18 protein-coding genes are annotated in these 21,470 nt (G+C 64.2%); 12 read left to right on the forward strand and 6 right to left on the reverse strand.

What is annotated here, in order from left to right:
- The first annotated feature begins 123 nt into the window (after positions 1-123).
- From KF719_RS12155 to KF719_RS12165, 3 genes are read left to right on the forward strand one after another with little or no spacing between them, the layout of a single operon-like run.
- Positions 124-1,368: an acetyl-CoA C-acetyltransferase gene (locus tag KF719_RS12155; protein WP_293508970.1), complete on the forward strand. Its 1,245-nt coding sequence runs from the start codon at positions 124-126 to the stop codon at positions 1,366-1,368.
- A gap of 29 nt (positions 1,369-1,397) precedes the next feature.
- Positions 1,398-1,826, forward strand: coding sequence for a MerR family DNA-binding transcriptional regulator (locus KF719_RS12160; protein ID WP_293508971.1), 429 nt, complete (start codon positions 1,398-1,400; stop codon positions 1,824-1,826).
- A 28-nt stretch (positions 1,827-1,854) separates the two neighbouring features.
- Positions 1,855-3,258: an aldehyde dehydrogenase family protein gene (locus KF719_RS12165; protein ID WP_293508972.1), complete on the forward strand. Its 1,404-nt coding sequence runs from the start codon at positions 1,855-1,857 to the stop codon at positions 3,256-3,258.
- 131 nt (positions 3,259-3,389) lie between these two features.
- On the opposite strand, the gene KF719_RS12170 is transcribed toward KF719_RS12165, so the two are convergent.
- Positions 3,390-4,466 (reverse strand): hypothetical protein, encoded by a 1,077-nt coding sequence (locus KF719_RS12170; RefSeq protein ID WP_293508973.1) that lies wholly within the window; start codon positions 4,464-4,466, stop codon positions 3,390-3,392.
- 86 nt (positions 4,467-4,552) lie between these two features.
- On the opposite strand from KF719_RS12170, the gene KF719_RS12175 reads away from it, so the two are divergent.
- Positions 4,553-5,176 (forward strand): TetR family transcriptional regulator, encoded by a 624-nt coding sequence (locus KF719_RS12175; RefSeq protein WP_293508974.1) that lies wholly within the window; start codon positions 4,553-4,555, stop codon positions 5,174-5,176.
- Positions 5,177-5,183: 7 nt separating this feature from the next.
- Here the strand turns inward: KF719_RS12175 and KF719_RS12180 are convergent, their stop codons facing one another.
- Together KF719_RS12180 and KF719_RS12185 are read right to left on the reverse strand one after the other, a co-directional pair.
- The gene (locus KF719_RS12180; protein ID WP_293508975.1) at positions 5,184-5,822 is read right to left on the reverse strand and encodes a GNAT family N-acetyltransferase; all 639 of its coding nucleotides are present in this window, start codon (positions 5,820-5,822) and stop codon (positions 5,184-5,186) included.
- A gap of 251 nt (positions 5,823-6,073) precedes the next feature.
- Positions 6,074-6,667 (reverse strand): TetR/AcrR family transcriptional regulator, encoded by a 594-nt coding sequence (locus tag KF719_RS12185; protein WP_293508976.1) that lies wholly within the window; start codon positions 6,665-6,667, stop codon positions 6,074-6,076.
- Positions 6,668-6,755: 88 nt separating this feature from the next.
- Here KF719_RS12185 and KF719_RS12190 point away from each other — a divergent pair, with 88 nt between their 5' ends.
- From KF719_RS12190 to KF719_RS12225, 8 genes are all read left to right on the forward strand, one after another.
- A complete protein-coding gene (locus KF719_RS12190; RefSeq protein WP_293508977.1) occupies positions 6,756-7,928 on the forward strand; it encodes an isovaleryl-CoA dehydrogenase in 1,173 nt (390 codons plus the stop codon).
- Between the two features lie 7 nt (positions 7,929-7,935).
- Positions 7,936-9,528, forward strand: a complete 1,593-nt coding sequence (locus tag KF719_RS12195; protein ID WP_293508978.1) for a carboxyl transferase domain-containing protein — start codon at positions 7,936-7,938, stop codon at positions 9,526-9,528.
- 11 nt (positions 9,529-9,539) lie between these two features.
- A complete protein-coding gene (locus KF719_RS12200; protein WP_293508979.1) occupies positions 9,540-11,534 on the forward strand; it encodes an acetyl/propionyl/methylcrotonyl-CoA carboxylase subunit alpha in 1,995 nt (664 codons plus the stop codon).
- A complete protein-coding gene (locus KF719_RS12205; RefSeq protein ID WP_293508980.1) occupies positions 11,531-13,483 on the forward strand; it encodes an acetoacetate--CoA ligase in 1,953 nt (650 codons plus the stop codon). The genes KF719_RS12200 and KF719_RS12205 overlap by 4 nt, the downstream gene beginning before the upstream one ends.
- Before the next feature lie 26 nt (positions 13,484-13,509).
- Positions 13,510-15,225, forward strand: a complete 1,716-nt coding sequence (locus KF719_RS12210; protein WP_293508981.1) for an AMP-binding protein — start codon at positions 13,510-13,512, stop codon at positions 15,223-15,225.
- A 130-nt stretch (positions 15,226-15,355) separates the two neighbouring features.
- Positions 15,356-15,880, forward strand: a complete 525-nt coding sequence (locus KF719_RS12215; protein ID WP_293508982.1) for a PAS domain-containing protein — start codon at positions 15,356-15,358, stop codon at positions 15,878-15,880.
- Between the two features lie 110 nt (positions 15,881-15,990).
- The gene (locus tag KF719_RS12220) at positions 15,991-17,898 is read left to right on the forward strand and encodes an alkyl sulfatase dimerization domain-containing protein (RefSeq protein WP_293508983.1); all 1,908 of its coding nucleotides are present in this window, start codon (positions 15,991-15,993) and stop codon (positions 17,896-17,898) included.
- A 21-nt stretch (positions 17,899-17,919) separates the two neighbouring features.
- Positions 17,920-18,942 carry an NADP-dependent oxidoreductase gene (locus KF719_RS12225; protein WP_293508984.1) on the forward strand — a complete coding sequence of 341 codons (1,023 nt, stop codon included), beginning with the start codon at positions 17,920-17,922 and terminating at the stop codon, positions 18,940-18,942.
- A gap of 20 nt (positions 18,943-18,962) precedes the next feature.
- Here KF719_RS12225 and KF719_RS12230 read toward each other — a convergent pair whose 3' ends face one another.
- The 3 genes from KF719_RS12230 to KF719_RS12240 all read right to left on the reverse strand — a co-directional run bounded on the left by KF719_RS12230 (position 18,963) and on the right by KF719_RS12240 (position 21,351).
- A complete protein-coding gene (locus KF719_RS12230) occupies positions 18,963-19,766 on the reverse strand; it encodes a PAS domain S-box protein (protein WP_293508985.1) in 804 nt (267 codons plus the stop codon).
- 90 nt (positions 19,767-19,856) lie between these two features.
- Complete coding sequence (locus KF719_RS12235; protein WP_293508986.1) at positions 19,857-20,951, reverse strand: ferritin-like domain-containing protein; 1,095 nt, start codon at positions 20,949-20,951, stop codon at positions 19,857-19,859.
- 79 nt (positions 20,952-21,030) lie between these two features.
- Positions 21,031-21,351 carry a 2Fe-2S iron-sulfur cluster-binding protein gene (locus KF719_RS12240; RefSeq protein ID WP_293508987.1) on the reverse strand — a complete coding sequence of 107 codons (321 nt, stop codon included), beginning with the start codon at positions 21,349-21,351 and terminating at the stop codon, positions 21,031-21,033.
- Positions 21,352-21,470 lie beyond the last annotated feature (119 nt).

The following is a 21,470-nucleotide window of genomic DNA, read 5'->3' on the forward strand; positions in this document are numbered from 1 at the left end:
CCTTGCGCTTCCGTGTTTTTCGATTTAAATACTCGTTTAAGAAATTAAATACGCCATTAAGGCAGGCCGCGCAAGCGAGCCCCGCCGTTCAAAATGGCAGCCACACAGGAAGGAACGAACAAAGTGAGCGAAGCCTGGATCATCGACGCAGTACGCACCCCCCGCGGCATCGGCAAGGTGGGGAAGGGCGCGCTCGCCCATCTGCATCCGCAGCATCTGGCCCGCACGGTGCTGGCGGCGCTCGCAAAGCGCAACGATCTCAACACCGCCGAAGTCGATGACGTGCTCTGGGGCACCTCCTCGCAGCGCGGCGCGCAGGGCGGCGACATGGGCCGCATGGCCGCCCTCGACGCCGGCTACGACATCCGCGCCTCCGGCGTCACGCTCGACCGCTTCTGCGGCTCGGGCATCACGACGGTCAATCTCGGCGCCGCGCAGATCATGTCTGGCATGGAAGATCTCGTCATCGCCGGCGGCACCGAAATGATGAGCTACACCTCCGCCACCGCCGACCCGAAGACGCCGCCGATGATGGATGCCGGCAATCTGCATCTGAGGAAGCAGCATCCGCAGTCGCAGCAGGGCGTCTGCGCCGACGCGATCGCCACCATGGAAGGCATCGACCGCAAAGCGGTCGACGAACTGGCGCTGGTCTCGCAGCAGCGCGCCGCGAAAGCCATCGCGGAAGGCCGGTTCAACAAATCGCTGGTCGCGGTCTACAATGACGACGGCTCGGTCGCGCTCGACAAGGAAGAATTCCCGCGTCCGCAGACGACCATGGAAGGCCTCTCGGCCCTCAAGGCCTCCTTCGAAGTCTGGGCCGGCATTCCGGTCGACGCCGAAGGCACCACCTATGGCGATCTGATCCGTCAGAAATATCCGGACCTCAAGACCTTCAACCACATCCACCATGCCGGCAACTCGTCGGGCGTGGTCGATGGCGCCGCAGCGATCCTGCTGGCCTCGCCGGCCTACGCCAAGAAGAACGGCTTGAAGCCGCGCGCCCGCATCGTCGCCACCGCCAATATGGGCGATTGCCCGACGCTGATGCTGAACGCGCCGGTCCCGGCCGCGAAGAAGGTGCTCGAAAAGGCCGGCCTCAAGATCGGGGACATCGACCTCTTCGAAATCAACGAAGCCTTCGCCGTCGTCGCCGAAAAATTCATCCGCGACCTGCGGCTCGACCGCGACAAGGTCAATGTGAACGGCGGTGCCTGCGCGCTCGGCCACCCGATCGGCGCCACGGGTTCGATCCTGATCGGCACCATCGTCGACGAACTTGAGCGCCAGGACAAGCGCTACGGCCTCGTCACCATGTGCGCCGCTGGCGGCATGGCGCCAGCCATCATCGTCGAACGTATGCAGTAACTCTTGAAAAACATCCGGGAGGTTCCGGCATGACCTACACGATCACAGATCTCGCGACCGAATTCGGCGTCACCCCGCGCGCGCTTCGTTTCTACGAGGAGAAGGGCATGCTCGCGCCCGAGCGCCGCGGTCAGGCCCGGCTTTATTCGAAGCGCGACCGCGCCCGCCTGAAGCTGATCCTCAACGGTCGCGACGTCGGCTTGACGCTCTACGAAATCCGCACGATCCTCGACCTCTATGACGGCGACGCGGAAGGCACGGCCCGGCAATATCGTCATGCGCTCGGCATTTTCCGCCGCCGCATGGAGGCGGTGAAGAAGCTGCGCGACGAAGCGGAGGCGCAGCTCGCGAAACTCGAAACCGCCTGCCGCGATTTCGAAGGCCGGTTGTCGCCGAAAGCGCCGAAGGACGACAGCGTCAAGCCGGTCGGGTCGAAGCACAAAACCCGCGCGGCGTAATAACAAAAACTCCGGGGAGGAGAACGAGATGAGCGCCTACAAGCTTTTGATCGGCGGCAAGCTGGTTGCCGGCGACATGACGATGGATGTCGTCAACCCGGCGACCGAGGAAGTGCTGGCGAAAGCCCCGCGCGCTTCCGAGGCGCAGTTGAACCAGGCCGTCGCCGCCGCGAAAGCCGCCTTTCCGGCGTGGGCGAAAACACCCATCGCCGAGCGCAAGCAGGCGCTGCTGAAAATCGCCGACGTCATCGAGGCGAACGGTGCGGAGCTCGCGCGTCTCTTGACCCAGGAACAGGGCAAGCCGATCGGCGATGCCACCGGCGAGGTCTACGGCACCGCCGCCTTCTTCCGCTATTTCACGATGCTCGATCTGCCGATCAAAGTGATCGAGGACAGCGAAGGCAAGAAGGTCGAGGCGCACCGGAAGCCCCTCGGCGTCATCGGCGCCATCGTGCCGTGGAACTTCCCGCTGATCCTGATGGCCTTCAAGCTGCCGCCGGCGCTCCTCGCCGGCAACACGGTGGTCCTGAAACCCGCCCCGACAACGCCGCTGACCTCGCTGAAACTCGGCGAACTGATCGCCGGCATCCTGCCCGCCGGCGTCCTCAACATCGTGACCGACGCCAACGATCTCGGCGCCGCGCTGACCGCGCATCCCGATGTGCGGAAAATTTCCTTCACCGGCTCCACCGCCACCGGCGCGAAAGTCATGGCGGGCGCCGCCGGCCTCCTGAAGCGCATCACGCTGGAGCTTGGCGGCAACGATGCCGGCATCGTGCTCGACGACGTCAACCCGAAGGAAGCCGCGCCGAAGCTTTTCCAGAGCGCCTTCCAGAATTCGGGCCAGGTCTGCATCGCGATGAAGCGGCTCTATGTGCACGAGTCGATCTACGACGAAATGTGTTCGGAGCTTGCGGCGCTGGCCGAAAACGCGGTCATCGGCGACGGGCTGGAGCAGGGCACGCAGCTCGGCCCGCTGCAGAACAAGATGCAGTTCGAAAAGGTCAAGGAACTGATCGAGGACGCGAAGAAAACCGGCAAGGTGATCGCCGGCGGCGGCGCGGTCGACAAGCCCGGCTATTTCATCCGCCCGACCATCGTCCGCGACATCACCGACGGCTCGCGCCTCGTCGACGAGGAGCAGTTCGGCCCGGTCCTGCCGGTCATCAAATATTCCGATCCGCAGGACGCCGTCGCCCGCGCCAACGCCTCGCCCTACGGCCTCGGCGGCTCGATCTGGTCGTCCGATCCGAAACGCGCCTACGACCTCGCGACGCAGATGTCGTCGGGCTCGGTCTGGATCAACAAACACGCCGACCTCGCCCCCAACATCCCCTTCGGCGGCGCCGGCATGTCGGGGCTCGGCTCCGAACTCGGCGAAGAAGGCCTGCTGGAGTTCACCCAGCTCCAGGTCATCAACATGGCGAAGTGATTTGGGGGTGAGGCGCGGTTTGCGGAACGCAAACGGAAAGGTCCGGTGGACCTTTCCGGGCGCCGAACGCCCGGAGCGATAGCGAAGGGCAGGGCGGCGAATGATGCTCCGCCTCAATTCACCCCGCGCCCCTAAACGCCTTCGATCGCCAGCCGGATGCCTTCCGCGTCGTAGAGCGCGGCGAGGCGGTTGAAGCCTTCCATCGTGAAGCCCGTCTCGGGCAATGCGGCGCCCGGTCCGAGCGGTGTTGGCCCAAGCCCCGCGACGCGCTCAAGCGCGTAAAGCGCGCCCACCGCGGTCAGATGCGACTGGCCTTGCGGATCGAATATCGTCGCCCGCCGCGCCGCCTTGCGTCCGCCCGCTTCGCCGTCGACCTCGATGACGATTTCGTGCGGCGCGCCGGGGCCGGGCTTCGTCGCCGCGACCGCATTCATGCCCGGCAGCTTCATCAGCAGGTCCCACAGTCCGAGCCGGATCAGGCGGCGCATGGCGCCGAGCGAATTGCCCTTATCGAGCCCGAGCCGCACCCCGGCTTCGCTTGCGCCGTTCGCCAGCGCCAGCGTCACCACATCGCCCATGTTCATCCGGTAGACGGGCCGCGTCGCGCCCGAGGGAAAGCGCACCGCGCGGTCGTCCGACAGCGGCCCGACCTTCCGCCACGCGCCGTCGACGCGCGCGGTGAAGCCCTGCGACATGCCGGCGCCCGCGCTCGCTGAATCGGGCCCCATCTTGTCGCCGGTGTAATAAAGGATCGACATGTCCACACGGGCGACGCTGTCGAGACCCTGCGCCAGCCGCTTTGCGACGACGGCCGGCCCGCCCGCCATCCAGTGCGAGGTGAACAGCATCGGCGCGGCAGGCGCGTGGAGCGCCGCCGCCGCAAGCCCGCGCAGCTGCGCATCGAGCCCGCGCGTGATGTCCATATAGGCAATGCCGCGCCGCGCCGCTTCGTTCAGCAAATGATCGTCGTTTTCATGGATGAAGACGCCAACAGCGTCGATCCCGTCGATTTCCCTCAGCGGCGAAGGCTGCGTCACGTCGATCGCGGCGGCGCGCGCATTTCCGAGTTCGGCGGCGAGTTTTGCCGCTTCCGCTTCGCGCCGCCCGCCGATCAGGATCTCGGTGTCCGGATGGTGCTTCCGCAGAAGCCGCGCCACCTGCGCCCCCACCACGCCATATCCGCCCGCCAGCAGCACCCGCTTCGCCATGATTTCGTCCTCCGGTTTTGTCCTGACGGGATATTGGTCACAAGACCAATTTTGTCAATGGCCCGCCGCGCTGTAATCTGCACGCCATGAAAAGTCAGACAGCCAACGCCGCCGAAGCCCCGCCCACCGAAAAGGGCGCGACGCGCCGCGAGGAAATTCTCGCCGCTGCCACCGCGCTTCTGCTGGAGCAGGGCTATGCGGGCTTTTCGGCGCGCGGCGTCGCGGCGCGGGCGGGCCTCCGGCTCAGCCACGTCCAGTATTATTTCGCGAGCCCGGCGGCGATCCTCGCCGAGCTGCTCGACCGTTTCGTGCGCCGCTATGGCGAGGAAATCATGGCGCGTTTTGGCGCCGCGAAAGGGTCTAGTGAGCAGCGCCTCCACCGCGCGCTTGATTTCCTGCTGAACGACGAGGCCTACCGGCGCGACTGCGGCATCTTCATGATCGAGGTCGCGGGCTTCGCCGCGCGCGACAAGGTGATCGCGGCGGCGCTGACGCGCTATTACGACATCTATTTCGCGCTCTTCTCCGACATCGCGAAAACGCTGAACCCGGCACTCGCGCCGCGCGAGCGCGCCCGCCGCGCCCGTCAATGCATCGCCCTGATCGAGGGCATGTCGATCACGCGCCCGCATATGGGCGAGGCGGGCGACGCGGATTTCAATGCGCGCGAGGCGACCCGCGCCATCATGCGCCTGCTCTCGCGCGAATAGTCCGCCCTCAGAGCCGCAGCATCATCCGCAACTCCATCGCAAGCCCGTGTTGGCGGCAGGGGATCGGCGTCACCGTCTCGGCCATCGGTTCGAAGCCCATCGCCCGGTAAAGACCCACCGCCGGATTGTCCGACATCACATCGAGATGCACCCGCGAAAAGCCCCGTGCCCTGGCTCGCGCGATTTCGTGTTCCATCAGCGCGCGCCCCGCGCCGCGTCCGCGCGCGGCTTCCGGCACCGAGACGACAATGATGTAGCTGCAATCTTCCGGCACATGCGGGTTCATGAAGCTCGCAATCTCGGCGCGCGCCGCGAGCCCGCGAATATCGGCTTCCGTCGCGCGGCCCTCGTCCACAAGCGCCAGCGCCACCGGCCAGACTGCATCCTTCAGCTTGTAGTGGTCGGGCCCGTCATGCGAGATCAGCACGCCGCGAAAGATGCCGTCCTCGAAAGCGAGCACGGATTGTTGATGCGAAAAAAAATTGTCGGGCGCTTCCCATGCCGCCGCGATGAAGGGATCGCAGAGCTGCCGCCCGCCGAAAATATAGTCATAGGATTGCGGCCCCGTCGCATGCACGAGGTCCGGGATGTGGGGCGCGGCCGCCGCCACGCGCGCACCCTCCGCCTTCACGATCTCGATTGTCATCGCGCGCCTCCCCATATTGGTCATTCGACCAAATTATGCCACCGCGGCACGGAAGGGCAAGCAGATTATTGGTCGATATACCAAAAAGAGGCGCCGCGCGTCCGCCACGACGGCGCAGCACGGCCGAAACCGGGGATAACTTTCCCGATCCTCCGTAGGCGGATCGAATTTATCCCCGTGCGTGACAGATTTTTGACAGAACGATGACAGTCGCTGCAAAAATGGCCCCGCGCCCCGGGGATAAACCGGCCTTATCCCCGCCCGACGCCGTCCAGCACCAGCCTTGTGTGAATGTCGATCAGCGCCTCGCGTCCGATGCGGCCCTTCGGTTCGTACCAGGTGCAGATGCCGGTCAGCATCGCGAGGATCGCATAGGCCGTCACGCGTACATCTTTGATATCGAAGAGCTTTTGCGCCGCACCCGCATCGAGGATCGCGCAGAGCCGGTCCTCGTATTGCCGCCTGAGCGCCACGATCGTTGCGCGGTTTTCGGGCTCAAGACTGCGGATCTCCGACGAGCCGATAAAGACTTCGCGTTTCCTTTCAATATGATAGGTGAGGTGAAACGCCGTGAAGGCTTTCAGTTGCGCCCGCGGATCGGCATGTCCGGCCAGCGCCGCCTCGACTTCCCGGTGCAGCGCCGTCATGTGATCGTGGATCAGCACGAACAGCAATTCCTGCTTTGTTTTTATATGGTTATAGAGCGAGCCCGGCTGCAGCCCGACTTCCGCCGCAAGCCCACGCAGGCTCATCGCCTCGTAGCCGTGGCGATAGATCAGGTCGAGCCCGGCCTCGCGGATCGCGGCCAGCGTTTTCGGGCCGGAGGAGCCGGCGGTCCTGCTCATTTTCGGCCCTTTCCGGCCATTTTTGGCTCTTGCTCGCCGCTGGAAACAAACGTATGATCGTTTGTATAACGCGACAAGGAAAATGTCCATGGGCCACAACGACTACCCCTCACTCGATTTCGACCTCGGCGAAACCGCCGACATGATCCGCGCCACGGTGCGCGCCTTCGCGGCCGACCGCATCGCGCCGCGCGCCGCCGAAATCGACGCGACCAACACCTTCCCGCGCGATCTCTGGCCGGAAATGGGAACTCTGGGTCTGCTCGGCATCACGGTGGAAGAAGCGTTCGGCGGCGCCGGCCTCGGCTATCTCGAACATGTCGTGGCGATGGAGGAGATCAGCCGCGCCTCTGCCAGCGTCGGCCTTTCCTATGGCGCGCATTCCAATCTCTGCGTCAATCAGCTCCGCCGCTGCGGCACGGACGCACAGAAAAACAAATATCTGCCGAAACTGATAAGCGGCGAACATGTCGGCGCGCTGGCGATGTCGGAGCCCGGCGCCGGCTCCGATGTCGTATCGATGCGGTTGAAAGCGGAAAAGAAGGGCGACCGCTACGTGCTAAACGGCACGAAAATGTGGATCACCAATGGTCCGGACGCGGAGGTGCTTGTCGTCTACGCGAAAACCGATCCGGCCGCCGGGCCGAAAGGCATCACGCCCTTCATCATCGAAAAATCCTTCAAGGGCTTCAGCGCCGCGCAGAAACTCGACAAGCTCGGCATGCGCGGCTCGAACACCGCCGAACTCGTCTTCGAGGATTGCGAAGTGCCGGCCGAAAACGTGCTCGGCAAGGTCAATGAAGGCGTTCGCGTGCTGATGTCCGGCCTCGACTACGAGCGTGCGGTGCTGGCCGCCGGCCCCTTGGGCATCATGCAGGCCTGCATGGACGCGGTGATCCCTTACGTGCATGAACGCAAGCAATTCGGCGAACCCATCGGCACGTTTCAATTGATGCAGGGCAAGCTCGCCGACATGTATTCGACCATGAATGCCTGCCGCGCTTACGTTTATGCGGTGGCGAAAGCCTGCGACCGTGGCCAGACGGCGCGAAAAGACGCGGCGGGTGCGATCCTTTATGCCGCCGAAAAGGCGACATGGATGGCGCTTGAGGCGATCCAGGCGCTCGGCGGCAACGGCTATATCAACGACTACGCGACCGGCCGCCTGCTGCGCGACGCCAAGCTCTACGAGATCGGCGCCGGCACGTCGGAAATCCGCCGCATGCTGATCGGCCGCGAACTCTTCAACGAAACCGCGTGAGCGCCCCATGTCCGTTCTGAAGTCGAACGTCAATCCGCGCGACCCGCGCTTCAAGGCAAACGCCGAGGCGATGGCGGCGCTGACCGCGGCGCTCAATGACGAGCGCGCGAAGGCGGCGCTGGGCGGCGACGCGCGCTCCCGCGAACGCCACACCGCGCGCGGCAAGCTGCTGCCGCGCGACCGCGTGCACGGGCTGATCGATCCGGGCTCGCCCTTTCTCGAACTCTCGCCGATGGCCGCCCATGGCATGTATGGCGAATCGATCAACGGCGCCGGCATCATCACCGGTATCGGCCGCGTCGCGGGTCAGGAATGCGTGATCGTCTGCAACGACGCGACGATCAAGGGCGGCACCTATTATCCGGTCACGGTGAAGAAACATCTGCGCGCCCAGGAAGTGGCGCTCGAAAACAATCTGCCCTGTTTCTATCTGGTCGATTCGGGCGGCGCCAACCTGCCCAATCAGGCCGACATCTTCCCCGACCGCGAGCATTTCGGCCGCATCTTCTACAATCAGGCCCGCATGTCGTCGAAAGGCATTCCGCAGGTCGCGGTCGTCATGGGTTCCTGCACGGCGGGCGGCGCTTACGTTCCGGCGATGTCTGACGAAACCGTGATCGTCAGAAAACAGGGCACGATCTTCCTTGGCGGCCCGCCGCTGGTGAAGGCCGCGACCGGCGAAGTGGTGACGGCCGAAGATCTCGGCGGCGCCGATGTCCATTCGCGCAAGTCCGGCGTCACCGATCACTACGCGATGGACGACACCCATGCGCTGGCCATCGCGCGCCGCATCGCCGCGACGCTCAACCGCAAGAAATCGGTCGCGATCCCGCTGCGCGAGCCTGCGGCTCCGCTCTACGACGCATCCGAGCTCGACGGCATCGTGCCCGCCTCGCTCTCGGTGCAATACGACATCCGCGAAGTGATTGCCCGCCTCGTCGACGGTTCGGAATTCGACGAATTCAAGAAGCTCTACGGCACCACGCTGGTGACGGGCTTTGCCCATATTCACGGACTTCCCGTCGGCATCGTCGCCAATAACGGCATCCTGTTTTCGGAGTCCGCGCTCAAGGCCGCGCATTTCATCGAGCTCTGCTGCCAGCGCAAAATCCCGCTGCTCTTCCTCCAGAATATCGCCGGCTTCATGGTCGGCCGCGAATACGAAACCGGCGGCATCGCCAAGGACGGCGCCAAGATGGTGACGGCGGTGGCGTCGGCCAACGTACCGAAAGTGACGCTGATTGTCGGCGGTTCCTATGGCGCCGGCAATTACGGCATGTGCGGCCGCGCCTATTCGCCCCGTTTTCTTTTCACCTGGCCCAATGCGCGTATCTCGGTGATGGGCGGCGAACAAGCGGCAAGCGTGCTCGCGACCGTCCACCGCGACGCCGAAAAATGGACGCCGGAAGAAGCCGACGCCTTCAAGGCGCCGATCCGCGCCAAATACGACGAGGAGGGCCATCCGTACTTCGCCACCGCCCGCCTCTGGGACGACGGCATTATCGCACCGCTCGAAACCCGCCGCGTGCTGGCGCTGGCATTTTCGGCCGCACTCAACGCACCGATACCGGAGACGCAGTTCGGCGTCTTCCGCATGTGAGGGAAGAGAAAATGTTCAAATCCCTCCTGATCGCCAATCGCGGCGAAATCGCCGTCCGCGTCATCCGCACCGCGCGCCGCATGGGGCTGAAGACCATCGCGGTCTATTCCGACGCCGACGCCAATGCCTATCACGTTGCCGAAGCCGACGAGGCCTACCGCATCGGCCCGGCGCCCGCCGCCGAAAGCTATCTGCGCATGGAGGCGATCCTCGATGCCGCCGCGCGCTCGGGCGCCGGCGCCATTCATCCGGGCTACGGCTTCCTGTCCGAAAACGCCGCCTTCGCCGAAGTCTGCGAAAAAGCGGGCGTGGTTTTCGTCGGCCCGCCGCCTGCGGCGATCCGCGCCATGGGGTTGAAGGACGCGGCGAAGGCGCTGATGGAGAAGGCGAAGGTGCCGGTGGTGCCGGGCTATCACGGCGACAATCAGGACGCGGATTTTCTCGCCCAACAAGCCGGGAAGATCGGCTATCCGGTGCTGATCAAGGCGGTTGCCGGCGGCGGTGGCAAGGGCATGCGCCGCGTCGACGATCCGGCGCAATTTGCGAAAGAACTCGCCAGCGCCATGCGCGAGGCGGGCGCCGCTTTCGGCGACGAGCGCGTGCTGGTCGAAAAATATGTCGCCCGCCCGCGCCATATCGAAATCCAGGTCTTCGCCGACGCTCATGGCAATGCGGTGTCGCTGCATGAGCGCGACTGTTCGCTGCAGCGCCGCCACCAGAAAGTGATTGAGGAAGCCCCGGCCCCCGGCATGCCGCTCGAAATGCGCGATGCAATGGGCAAGGCGGCGGTCGCGGCGGCAAAAGCCATCGGCTATCGCGGCGCCGGCACGGTCGAATTCATCGCCGATGCAAGCGCCGGCCTGAAAGCCGACGGCTTCTGGTTCATGGAAATGAACACGCGGCTTCAGGTCGAGCATCCCGTCACCGAGGCGATCACCGGCCTCGATCTGGTCGAATGGCAATTGCGCGTCGCCGCCGGCGAGCATCTGCCGCTGGCGCAGAAGGACATTCCGCTGAACGGTCACGCGGTCGAAGTGCGGCTTTATGCCGAAGACCCGGCCAAGAAGTTTTTCCCCTCGACCGGCCGTCTTGCGCGTCTCCGCGCGCCCGAAAACATGCCCCATGTCCGCATGGATATGGGTGTGCGCGAGGGCGACGCGGTGACGATGTTCTACGATCCGATGATCGGCAAGATCGTCGCCCATGGCGAAACGCGCCGCATTGCGCTGCGCACCCTGCGCGGCTTCCTCGCCCGCATGGAAGTGGCCGGTCCGAAAACCAATCTCGGCTTCCTGATCGAAACCTTAAGCCACGACGCTTTCATCGAGGGCGACATCGACACCGGCTTCATCGACCGTCATCTGGATGTGCTGGTACCGCCCGCCGAACCTTCGCCGCGCATTCTGGCGCTCGCCGCCGCAGCATATCTGCAGACGCGGGCGCGTGCCGCCGGGGCCGATCCCTGGTCCGCGACCGATCAATGGGTGCTGGGCGGCCGCCGCGCCGAGACCGTCGACCTTGTTGTCGGCGGTGTGGCCCATCTGCTGAAAATCGAACCCGACGCCGGGGACGCAAGCCTCGTCCGCATCAATGACGGCGCCGCCACCGTCTCGAACGCGGCGATGACCGCCGACGGAACCCTGTCGGCAACCATCGACGGTACGCGCCTTGCCGCTGCCTGTGTCGCCAATGGCAGTGGCTTCACGTTGATCCACGAAGGCATCGCCACCGAATTCGCGGTCGTCAATCCGCTCGATGTCGATCTGGCCGCGGATGCCGACACCGGCGCATTGAAATCGCCGATGCCCGGCAAGATCGTGCAGGTGCTGGTGGAGGCCGGCGCGACCGTCAAACGCGGCGCGGCGCTGGTCGTCATGGAAGCGATGAAGATGGAGCAGACATTGCTCGCCGCCGCCGACGGAAAAGTGGCGTCCGTCAATGTGGCTGTCGGCGATCAGGTCGAGGCCGGCGCGGCGCTGGTCGCCTTCGAGGAACCGGAAAAATGAGCGCGCCGCTCTGGTCGCCCGCGCCGGATCGCATCGCCGCTTCGGCCATGTCGGCTTTCATGAAGCGGGTGAACGAAAATCACGGCGCCGCGCTCGACGACTATGACGCGCTGCATCGCTGGTCGGTCGCCCATCCGGATCTCTTCTGGAACGAAATCTGGGAAGACAGCGCCGTCATCGGCGACAAGGGCGGCATCGTACTGTCCGATGGCGACAAGATGCCCGGCGCGCGTTTCTTTCCCGAGGCGCGGCTGAACTTCGCCGAAAACCTGCTGCGCGGCGAAGGCGAGGCCCCGGCGCTTCTTTTCAACAATGAAGGGCGCATGGCCGCGCCGGTCTCCCGCGCGCAACTTCGCGCCGATGTCGCGCGCCTTGCCGCGGCACTGAAATCATGGGGCGTCGCGCCCGGCGACCGCGTCGCCGCCTTCATGCCCAATTGCCCCGAAGCGATCGTCGCCATGCTCGCCGCCGCCAGCCTCGGCGCGGTCTTCTCTTCCTGCTCGCCCGATTTCGGCGTACGCGGCGTCCTCGACCGCTTCGGCCAGATCGCGCCGAAAGTGCTGATCGCCTGCGACGGCTACCGCTATGCGGGGAAGGTACTTCCCGCGCATGACAAGCTCGCCGAAATCATTGCCGGCCTGCCGTCGCTCGAACATGTTGTCGTTGTGTCCTTCATTGGCGAAGGAAAAAAGCAGCTCGCGAAATCGCAGGACTGGCCGGATGTGCTGGCCGCCGCGCCCGCCGCGCCCGCCGCGCCGCTCGCCTTCGCGCGGCTGCCGTTTTCGCATCCGCTCTACATCATGTATTCGAGCGGCACCACCGGCGTTCCGAAATGCATCGTCCATTCGGCCGGCGGCACATTGCTGCAGCATCTGAAGGAACACCGTCTGCATTGCGATCTCCGCGCCGGCGAGCGGCTCTTCTACTTCACCACCTGCGGCTGGATGATGTGGAACTGGCTGGTCTCGGGGCTGGCCGCCGGCGCGACGCTGGCGCTCTATGACGGCTCGCCCTTCGCGCCGGGGCCCCAGGTTCTCTTCGACTACATCGACGAAGCGAAAATAAACGTCTTCGGCACCTCGGCGAAATTCATCGACGCGATCAAGAAGGAAGGTCTCGCGCCCCGCGAAACGCACGACCTTTCCTCGATGCGCATGATCCTCTCCACCGGCTCGCCGCTGGTCGCCGAAAGTTTCGACTACGCCTATACGCAAGTGAAAAAGGACGTCGCCCTTTGTTCGATCTCCGGCGGCACCGACATCGTTTCCTGCTTCGTCCTCGGCAGTCCGATGCTCCCCGTCCATCGCGGCGAAATTCAGGCCAAGGGCCTCGGCATGGCGGTCGAGGTCTGGAACGAGGAGGGAAAGCCGGTCGCGGGCGAGAAGGGCGAACTGGTCTGCGTCGCGCCGTTCCCCTCGATGCCGGTGGGTTTCTGGAACGACGACGACAGCGCGAAATATCGCGCGGCTTATTTCGAGCGTTTCCCCGGCGTCTGGTGCCACGGCGACTTCGCCGAAATCACCGAACATGGCGGCATCGTCATTCACGGCCGCTCCGACGCGACGCTCAATCCGGGCGGCGTGCGCATCGGCACCGCCGAAATCTACGCCCAGGTCGAGCAATTGCCGGAGGTGCAGGAAGCGCTGGCCATCGGTCAGGATTTCGCCGGCGATGTCCGCGTCGTGCTCTTCGTGGTGATGAAGCCCGGCCATGCGCTCGACGAGCCGATGTGTGGCCGCATCCGTGCGAAAATCCGTGAAGGCGCCTCGCCGCGTCATGTCCCGGCCAAAATCGTCGCCGTCGCCGACATTCCGCGCACCAAATCCGGCAAGATCACCGAGCTTGCGGTGCGCGACATCGTGCATGGCCGCGCCGTGAAGAATCGCGAAGCGCTGGCCAATCCCGAAGCACTGGAGCTTTACAAGAACATCGAAGACCTGAAAAGCTGAAGGAAATAAGGATCGGGAGGATCGTCATGGGAAAATCCGAAGCGGGAAGGCCGGTCGCGCCCGGCCTGTCGCATGTGCGAGGGCCCGATGCACCGCCCTTGCGCGAGGAAACCATCGGCCAGGCGCTCGCCGCCGCCGCCGCGAAATGGTCGGACCGCGAGGCCCTCGTCTCGGTCCATCAGGACATCCGCTGGACGTATCGCGCGCTGAACGACAAGGCGGAAGCACTTGCCGCCGGCCTGCTCGCGCTCGGCCTCATGCGCGGCGACCGCGTCGGCATTTGGGCGCCCAATTGCGCCGAATGGACGTTGACGCAATTTGCGACCGCCAAGGTCGGCATTATTCTCGTCAACATCAACCCGGCCTACCGCCTCTCCGAACTCGAATACACGCTCAACAAGGTCGGCGTGAAGGCGTTGATCGCGCCCGAGCGTTTCAAGACCTCCGAATATGTCGAGATGGTCGAAACGCTGGCGCCGGAGATCGCGCGGTCCACCGGCGAAGTCTCGTCGGCGAAGCTTCCGCATCTGAAACACGCCATCCAGATCGGCGGCACACCACGCCCCGGCTGGCTCGCCTTTGACGATATCGCGGACCGCGCGAACGACGCACATCGCGCCTCGGTCGCCGCGCTGGCCGGCAAGCTCGACTGCCGCGACGCCATCAACATCCAGTTCACCAGCGGCACGACGGGCCTGCCGAAAGGCGCGACGCTGTCGCATCACAACATCCTCAACAACGGCTTCATGGTCGGCCGTAGCATTGGCTTGAAAGAGGGCGACCGCCTTTGCATCCCGGTGCCGCTTTATCACTGCTTCGGCATGGTCATGGGCAATCTCGGTTGTTTGACGCATGGCGCAACGATGGTCTATCCGGCCGACGCCTTCGATCCGCTGGCCGTGCTACAGGCGGTCGAGAAGGAACGCTGCACCGGACTTTATGGCGTGCCCACCATGTTCATCGCCGAACTCGGCCATCCCGATTTCGCCAAACTCGATCTCTCATCCTTGCGCACCGGCTGCATGGCCGGTTCGCCCTGTCCGGTCGAGGTGATGAAGCAGGTGATTGCCGCCATGCATATGCGCGACGTCACCATCGCTTATGGCATGACTGAAACAAGCCCCGTCAGCTTCCAGACCGGCGAAAGCGATCCGCTCGAACGCCGCGTCTCGACCATCGGCCGCGTCCAGCCGCATCTCGAATGCAAGATCGTCGATCTCGACGGCAAGACCGTTCCATGCGGCGAGCCCGGCGAGCTTTGCACGCGCGGTTATTCGGTGATGATCGGCTATTGGGACGACAAGGAGAAAACCACCGAAGCGGTCGACGCCGAAGGCTGGATGCATACCGGCGACCTCGCCGTCATCGACGAGGAAGGCTATGGCAACATCGTCGGCCGCCTGAAGGACATGGTCATCCGCGGCGGCGAAAACGTCTATCCGCGCGAAATCGAGGAATATCTCTATCGTCACCCGAAAGTGGAAGATGTCGCCGTGGTCGGTGTGCCCGATGCGAAATACGGCGAGGAAATCTGCGCCTGGGTCCGCCTCAAGCCCGGCGAAAGCGCGACGGAAGAAGAGATCAAATCCTTCTGCAAGGGCCAGATCGCACATTACAAAGTGCCGCGCTATGTCCGCTTCGTGCCCGAATTCCCGATGACCGTCACCGGCAAGGTACAGAAGTTCCAGATCCGCGACGCGATGATCGCCGAGCTGAAACTCGATGTGGCGAAGACCGCCTGACGGTATGCGCGCCGCCGGCGATTGTTCCCTGAACGGAATGTTGCCAAAAATTCCGGTTTTGCCTGGAGCCCGGGCTGTACTAGGCTTGGGAACGAATCGGGCGGCCGTGGGACGTAGTTCGGGGAGACGAATGGCGACCGGAGGCGAGGGCGCAAACCGCAAACAGATCGAGTTGCCGCCGATCGATGTCGATACAACGCTCGCTTTCGAGGCGCTGGAGCCGCGCGCCGGTCTTGAATATTGGCGCAGCAAGCTGGACGGCCGGCCGATGCCGCGTCGCAACGACATCCGCCCTGAGGAAATCGTCACGCTCTTGCCCTACACGGTCCTTTTCGACCTGACGCCGCTGCCGGGCGGCGGTGTCGAAATGTTTCCCCGGCTGGCCGGCGCGCGCTTCGAAGAGGTATTCGGGCCGATCCACAACCGACCGCTTTCGACGCGGCTCGCGCCGGAAATTCTGGCGCGCTGGCGGGGCGTCGCAGGCGCGATGCTGGAACATGGCGGCCCCATCCGCGCCTTCGGCAATGTCCTCCACCAGGACAAGACCTATATCCGCTTCGAGCTGATGCTGGCGCCGCTCGGCCGCGACGGCCAATCCGCCGACACGATGTTTCTCGTTTCTCACTTCTGGATGCGCAGCGAAATCGGCGCCTGAATTCGTTCCGCCGCGCCGGGGCGGGAGCTTTGCCGCCGCCCTTCAAAGCTGTAGTCTCTTCCCGACATGATGGGCCGCCGGTCAACGGCGCGCAGGGCAGGGACGCAGCGATGGAAAATCCGAAAGACGCAACAGCGGCGACGCGCCGTGCTCACGAGGCTTTGCGCGCGGCGCTGCCGCCGGACACGCCCGACGATTTCGCCCTCGCCCGCAAGGGCTTCATCGGCACCATCCCGGATGCGAAAGTGCTGAACGCGGCCGGCCACCCCGTCTGGGACATGGGCACTTTCTCTTTCATCGACACCGCGCATGACGGCTGCACCGGCTGCCCGGACACGGTCAACCCGAGCCTCTGGCGTCAGTCGAAGCTCAACGCGATCCACGGCCTCTTCGAGGTCGTGCCCGGCATCTATCAGGTCCGCAACTTCGACCTCTCCAACATCACCTTCATCGAAGGCGACACCGGCTACATCGTCATCGACCCGTTGATTTCGGCCGAGCCCGCCGCCGCCGCGCTCGCCCTGATGCGCAATCACCGCGGCGACAAGCCCGTCACCGCCGTCATCTACACCCACAGCCATGTCGATCACTATGGCGGCATCTATGGCGTACTGAGCGATGCCGACATCGAGCGCGGCCTCCAGATCATTGCGCCCGAAGGCTTCCTCGAGGAGGCGGTCGCCGAAAACGTGCTGGCCGGCAACGCGATGGGCCGCCGTGCGACCTACATGTATGGCGCGCTCTTGCCGCGCGGGCCGAAGGGCCATGTCGATGCCGGCCTCGGAAAAACCGTGTCGATGGGGCAGGTGAGCCTCGTCCCGCCGACCGTCAGCATTTCCGAAACCGGCACGAAGCTCGTTGTCGACGGTGTCGAAATCGTCTTCCAGGTGACGCCCGACACCGAAGCGCCCGCCGAAATGAATTTCTACTTTCCGCAATTCAAGGCGCTCTGCATGGCTGAGAATTGTTCCTGCCAGCTCCACAATCTCTACACGCCGCGCGGCGCGCAGGTGCGCGACGCCAAATCCTGGAGCTGGTATATCGACGAGGCGATCGAGCTTTTCGCCGCCGACGCCGAACTGATGTTCGCCAGCCATCACTGGCCGCGCTGGGGCCGCGAGGCAACCGTCGCTTTCCTGAAAAAGCAGCGCGACCTCTACAAATATATTCACGACCAGACCTTGCGCCTCGCCAATCACGGATTGACGCCGCTCGAAATCGCCGAGGTGCTGGCGCTGCCGCCGACATTGGCCAGCGAATGGTACACGCGCGACTATTACGGCACGCTCAATCACAACGCGAAAGCCGTCTACCAGCGCTATCTCGGCTGGTTCGACGGCAATCCGGCAAACCTGCACAAGCTGCCGCCGGTCGAGGCGGGCAAGCGCTATGTCGATCTCGCCGGCGGCGCCGATGCGCTGCTGCAAAAAGCGCGCGCCGCCTTCGACAAGGGCGAATATCGCTGGGTCGCCGAAATCGTCAATCATCTCGTCTTCGCCGATCCCGCCAATGCCGATGCGCGGCATTTGCAGGCCGATGCGCTGGAACAGATGGGCTATCAGGCGGAATCGGGTCCGTGGCGCGGCTTTTACCTGACGGCCGCGATGGAGCTCCGCAATCCGCGTCCGCCGTCGGATGTGCCGCGTCAGGGCGCGGCCGGTCAGTTGAAAACGCTCCCCGCCGAGCAGCTTCTCGACTCGCTCTCGGTGCGCCTCAACGGCGTCAAGGCCGGCACGCGCCAGCTTGCTTTCAGCCTGACCTTCACCGACACCGCCGAGCATTTCGCGCTGACACTCGAAAATGCGGTTCTGCATCACTACAAGGACAGGAAGATCGCCGTCGCCGTCGCCATCGCGCTGACCCGCGCCGCGCTGGTCGAGCTGGTGGTCGGCGAAACGACGCTCGACGCGGCAATCGCCGAGAAGAAAGTTTCGATCGCAGGCGATGTCGCGGCATTCGCCGATTTCCTGTCGCTGCTCGACCGCTTCGACTTCTGGTTTGAAATCGTGTTGCCGTAAGGCGCATGAGGGGAGAAAAAAATGAAGAACGACGTCAACCGCCAGTTCCGCCTGAAGTCGCGCCCGACCGGCCGCATCGAAACCACGAATTTCGATTTCGTGAAGGAGCCGATCCCGGAGCCCGGCCCGGGCGAGGCGCTGGTGCGCGTGCTTTACCTCAGCCTCGATCCGACCAACCGCATCTGGATGAGCGACATGGATCAATACATGCCGCCGGTCGAGATCGGCGCCGTCATGCGCGGCGGCGGCATCGGCGTCGTCGTGAAGTCGAATTCGGCCCGCTACAAGGAAGGCGATCATGTCAGCGGCCTCACCGGCTGGCAGGACTACTGCATCGCCGATGAAGGTGCGAACGCGATGGGCGTGCTGCCCAAGGGCCTGCCGGTCGGCCTGCCCACCATGCTTGGCGCCTGCGGCATGACCGGCCTCACCGCCTATTTCGGCCTGCTTGAACTGGGGCAGCCGCAACCCGGCAACACGGTGGTCGTCTCGGCGGCGGCCGGCGCCGTCGGTTCGGTCGTCGGCCAGATCGCGAAGATCAAGGGTTGCCGCGCCGTCGGCATCGCCGGCGGACCGGACAAATGCCGCCACATCGTCGAGGATCTCGGCTTCGACGCCGCTGTCGACTACAAGCGCAAGGACTGGCGCGAACAACTCGCCGCCGCGACGCCGGACGGCATCGACGTCAATTTCGAAAATGTCGGCGGGGAGATCATGGAAGCCGTGATGGCGCGCATGAACTTGTTCAGCCGCATGCCGCTTTGCGGCATGATCTCCGGCTACAACACCGGCGACCCGGCCATGCGCGCCGATTTCTCGCCGATCCTGATGCGACGCATCACCGTCCGCGGTTTCATCGTCATCGACTTCATGGCCAAATTCGCCGAAGGCACGATGCAGCTCGCCCAATGGGTCGCCGAAGGAAAGATCAAGCACCGCGAAACCATCGTCGACGGCCTCGAACACGCACCCACCGCCGTCAACAAGCTTTTCGACGGCGGCAATATCGGCAAGCTGGTGGTCCAGGTCGCCGACGCGCCCTGATACGCATACGGTGACGCGGCTTAATCCGCCTTGCCGATGCGCGTCGTCTTGCCGGCGCTGCTGCGCAGATGCGCCGTATAGGTGATCCGGCCGCCGGTCTCGACCTTGGTGATGGTGGCGTCGACCGGAAATTCGCTGCCGTCCTTGCGCCGGCCGGTCACGGGGCCGCGGTCGCTCATCCAGCGCGATGCATCCTTCGATGTGCCGAAGGCCTTGACCTGGCCGGCATGCGGCATCCGGAAGCGCTCGGGCAGCAGCATGTCGAGCTTCTGTCCCATCACCTCTTCCGCGCGGTAGCCGAACATCTTCTCGGCCTTGAGGTTGAAGAAGGTGATCTTCTGATCCGCATCGACCGAAATGATCCCGTCTTCGGCCACCATCAGGATGCGCGAAAAGAGCAGGTGGCGCTCCTTGTAGGCGACCTGCTCCTGACGCCGGACGCTATTGTCGCGGAAGGTGATCAGAAATCGCGGCGCCCCGCCGATCCGCGCTTCGACCACGCGCACATCGACCGGCATTTCGTGTCCGTCCTTGCGCCGCCCGATCAGGTCGAGAAAGCGCGACTGCTCGTGTTCGGGTTCGGCCGCCCAGCGCGCCAGCCATTTGACCGGGTCGGCGCGCCGTCCCGGCTGCTGAGGCACCAGCACGGTGATGCTCTTGCCGATCACCTCGGCGGCCTTGTAGCCAAGCAGCCTTTCGGACGCGGGGTTGAAATAGGTGATCTCGCCCTCCGGCGTCGAAACGATGATCGCCTCGGGAATCCCCTCGACCAGCGCCCGGTGAAAATCGGGCCGCTCCGCGTCGCGCGCATCTGTCTTGCTCATCTCGCCATTCTCTCCTTGCTGTTGCGCGCGCCGCCGCCGTTCCCCATGTCCCGGCGGCGCCGGAACATGGGGACGGTCCCCTCTATTTCTTCAGGCAGCCGCCTCGCCGGTCGGATGCCCGCCTTCCATCGCCTGCAGCACGCGGATGTCGTCGAACACCGGAATGCCCGCTTCGTCGTACTTCTTGCGCGCCGTCGGCGTCAGCAGCCCGACACGCGCCAGCGCCGGCATCATCAGGTCCTTCAGCGCATGCACCTGGCCGGGCGGCAGGTCGCGGGTGATGCCCGCTTCCTCGGCTTCCTTGAGGCCCTTGAAGAAGTCCTCGGCGTCGATGCCGCTATTCGCCAGCACCTCCATGAAACCCGGGTCGACCTTGTTGGCGATCGTCCCGGCCGTCTGCGCCTTGACCAGAATGTTGACGGCCTGGAACGCGAACTCGGCAAGCTCCTCCAGATCGTCGGCATGCATCTTCTTGAACACCGGCCCGAGAAACACATGCCCGAACGAGACATGGCGGCTTTCGTCGCGCATCACGTTGAAGGTCAGTTGCTTCAGCAGCGGGCAGGTGGTGGTCCGGTACATGTTGTTGAAGGCGCCGAGCGCGAGCCCCTCGACGATCATGTTCATCCCGATCATCACCTTTTCGTAGCGGTCCGATTGCAGCGTCACGTCGATCAGCTGCTTCAGCCACGGTGACATCGGATAGATCAGCGCGATCTTGTCGCAATATTTCGAATAGACCTCCACATGCCGCGCTTCGTCCATCGTCTGCGTCGCGGCATAGAGCTTGGCGCCTTCGTCCGGCACCGAATGCGTCACGCAGGCCGCCGTCATCAGCGCACCCTGCTCGCCATGCAGGAATTGCGACAGAAGCTGCGCCGTCGAATGCGCGGTGAAGGTTTCCTGCTGCGACTTCGACAGCTTCTTGAAGAACGGCATCTTGTGATAGATGTCGCTGTCATTGGCGATCAGCGGGCGCGAGGGGTCGACGACCGTGTCCCAGGGCAGCAGATCGTCGGAATCCCACTGGTTCTGCTTCGCCCGCTTGTAGAGATCCTCCACCTTGTCTTCCGAAAAGATGTAGTTGAACGTCCAGGCGATATCCATCGGGTTGCGGTAGATGTCGTCCGGCGTCATCGAAACTTTCCAGTCGCCTTTCGAGACGACCTTGGCATTGGCACTCATGGTCTTCCTCCTGAGTTGGCCGCTTGTTTTCTCTTCTGTGCGGCCGGTGGTTCCGGGTCTCGTTAGTGCTCCGTTTTCGCTAGTACTGGCGCGCGGGCGTCTTGACGACGAGCCCGTCGAGCGATGGTTCGACCTTGATCTGGCAGGAAAGCCGGCTGTTCGGCTGCACGTCGAAGGCGAAATCCAGCATGTCGCGCTCGAGCTCATCCATCGGATCGAGCTTTTCGAGCCAGCCCTCCTCGACATAGACATGACAGGTCGCGCAGGCGCCGGCGCCGCCGCAATCGCCCTCGATGCCGGGAATGGTGTAACGCACCGCGCCTTCCATCACCGACAACCCGTCGGCGACATCGACGCTGTGTTCCGTGCCGTTGAACTCGATATAGGTGACCTTCGTCATGTCCTTCGCCGCTGCCGACCGTTTCCCGCCGGGCCCCGCCGGGGTCCGTATTGGGGTAATAACCCTAGAAAAAATGTACCTATTTTGAGCCGCCTGACGCCGCGACAAGGTGTCCGTTC

The organism is Parvibaculum sp. (assembly GCF_019635935.1).
In the GTDB taxonomy this organism is placed as follows: Bacteria; Pseudomonadota; Alphaproteobacteria; order Parvibaculales; family Parvibaculaceae; genus Parvibaculum.

Excerpts from the sequence above, each read along its gene's own strand:
- KF719_RS12235 (WP_293508986.1), bottom strand. The coding sequence starts at position 20,951 with ATGAGTGCCAATGCCAAGGTCGTCTCGAAAGGCGACTGGAAAGTTTCG.
- KF719_RS12185 (WP_293508976.1), bottom strand. The coding sequence starts at position 6,667 with ATGAGCAGGACCGCCGGCTCCTCCGGCCCGAAAACGCTGGCCGCGATC.
- KF719_RS12165 (WP_293508972.1), top strand. The coding sequence starts at position 1,855 with ATGAGCGCCTACAAGCTTTTGATCGGCGGCAAGCTGGTTGCCGGCGAC.
- KF719_RS12230 (WP_293508985.1), bottom strand. The coding sequence starts at position 19,766 with ATGAGCAAGACAGATGCGCGCGACGCGGAGCGGCCCGATTTTCACCGG.
- KF719_RS12195 (WP_293508978.1), top strand. The coding sequence starts at position 7,936 with ATGTCCGTTCTGAAGTCGAACGTCAATCCGCGCGACCCGCGCTTCAAG.
- KF719_RS12180 (WP_293508975.1), bottom strand. The coding sequence starts at position 5,822 with ATGACAATCGAGATCGTGAAGGCGGAGGGTGCGCGCGTGGCGGCGGCC.
- KF719_RS12240 (WP_293508987.1), bottom strand. The coding sequence starts at position 21,351 with ATGACGAAGGTCACCTATATCGAGTTCAACGGCACGGAACACAGCGTC.
- KF719_RS12170 (WP_293508973.1), bottom strand. The coding sequence starts at position 4,466 with ATGGCGAAGCGGGTGCTGCTGGCGGGCGGATATGGCGTGGTGGGGGCG.
- KF719_RS12205 (WP_293508980.1), top strand. The coding sequence starts at position 11,531 with ATGAGCGCGCCGCTCTGGTCGCCCGCGCCGGATCGCATCGCCGCTTCG.
- KF719_RS12220 (WP_293508983.1), top strand. The coding sequence starts at position 15,991 with ATGGAAAATCCGAAAGACGCAACAGCGGCGACGCGCCGTGCTCACGAG.
- KF719_RS12175 (WP_293508974.1), top strand. The coding sequence starts at position 4,553 with ATGAAAAGTCAGACAGCCAACGCCGCCGAAGCCCCGCCCACCGAAAAG.
- KF719_RS12190 (WP_293508977.1), top strand. The coding sequence starts at position 6,756 with ATGGGCCACAACGACTACCCCTCACTCGATTTCGACCTCGGCGAAACC.
- KF719_RS12215 (WP_293508982.1), top strand. The coding sequence starts at position 15,356 with ATGGCGACCGGAGGCGAGGGCGCAAACCGCAAACAGATCGAGTTGCCG.
- KF719_RS12210 (WP_293508981.1), top strand. The coding sequence starts at position 13,510 with ATGGGAAAATCCGAAGCGGGAAGGCCGGTCGCGCCCGGCCTGTCGCAT.
- KF719_RS12160 (WP_293508971.1), top strand. The coding sequence starts at position 1,398 with ATGACCTACACGATCACAGATCTCGCGACCGAATTCGGCGTCACCCCG.
- KF719_RS12225 (WP_293508984.1), top strand. The coding sequence starts at position 17,920 with ATGAAGAACGACGTCAACCGCCAGTTCCGCCTGAAGTCGCGCCCGACC.
- KF719_RS12200 (WP_293508979.1), top strand. The coding sequence starts at position 9,540 with ATGTTCAAATCCCTCCTGATCGCCAATCGCGGCGAAATCGCCGTCCGC.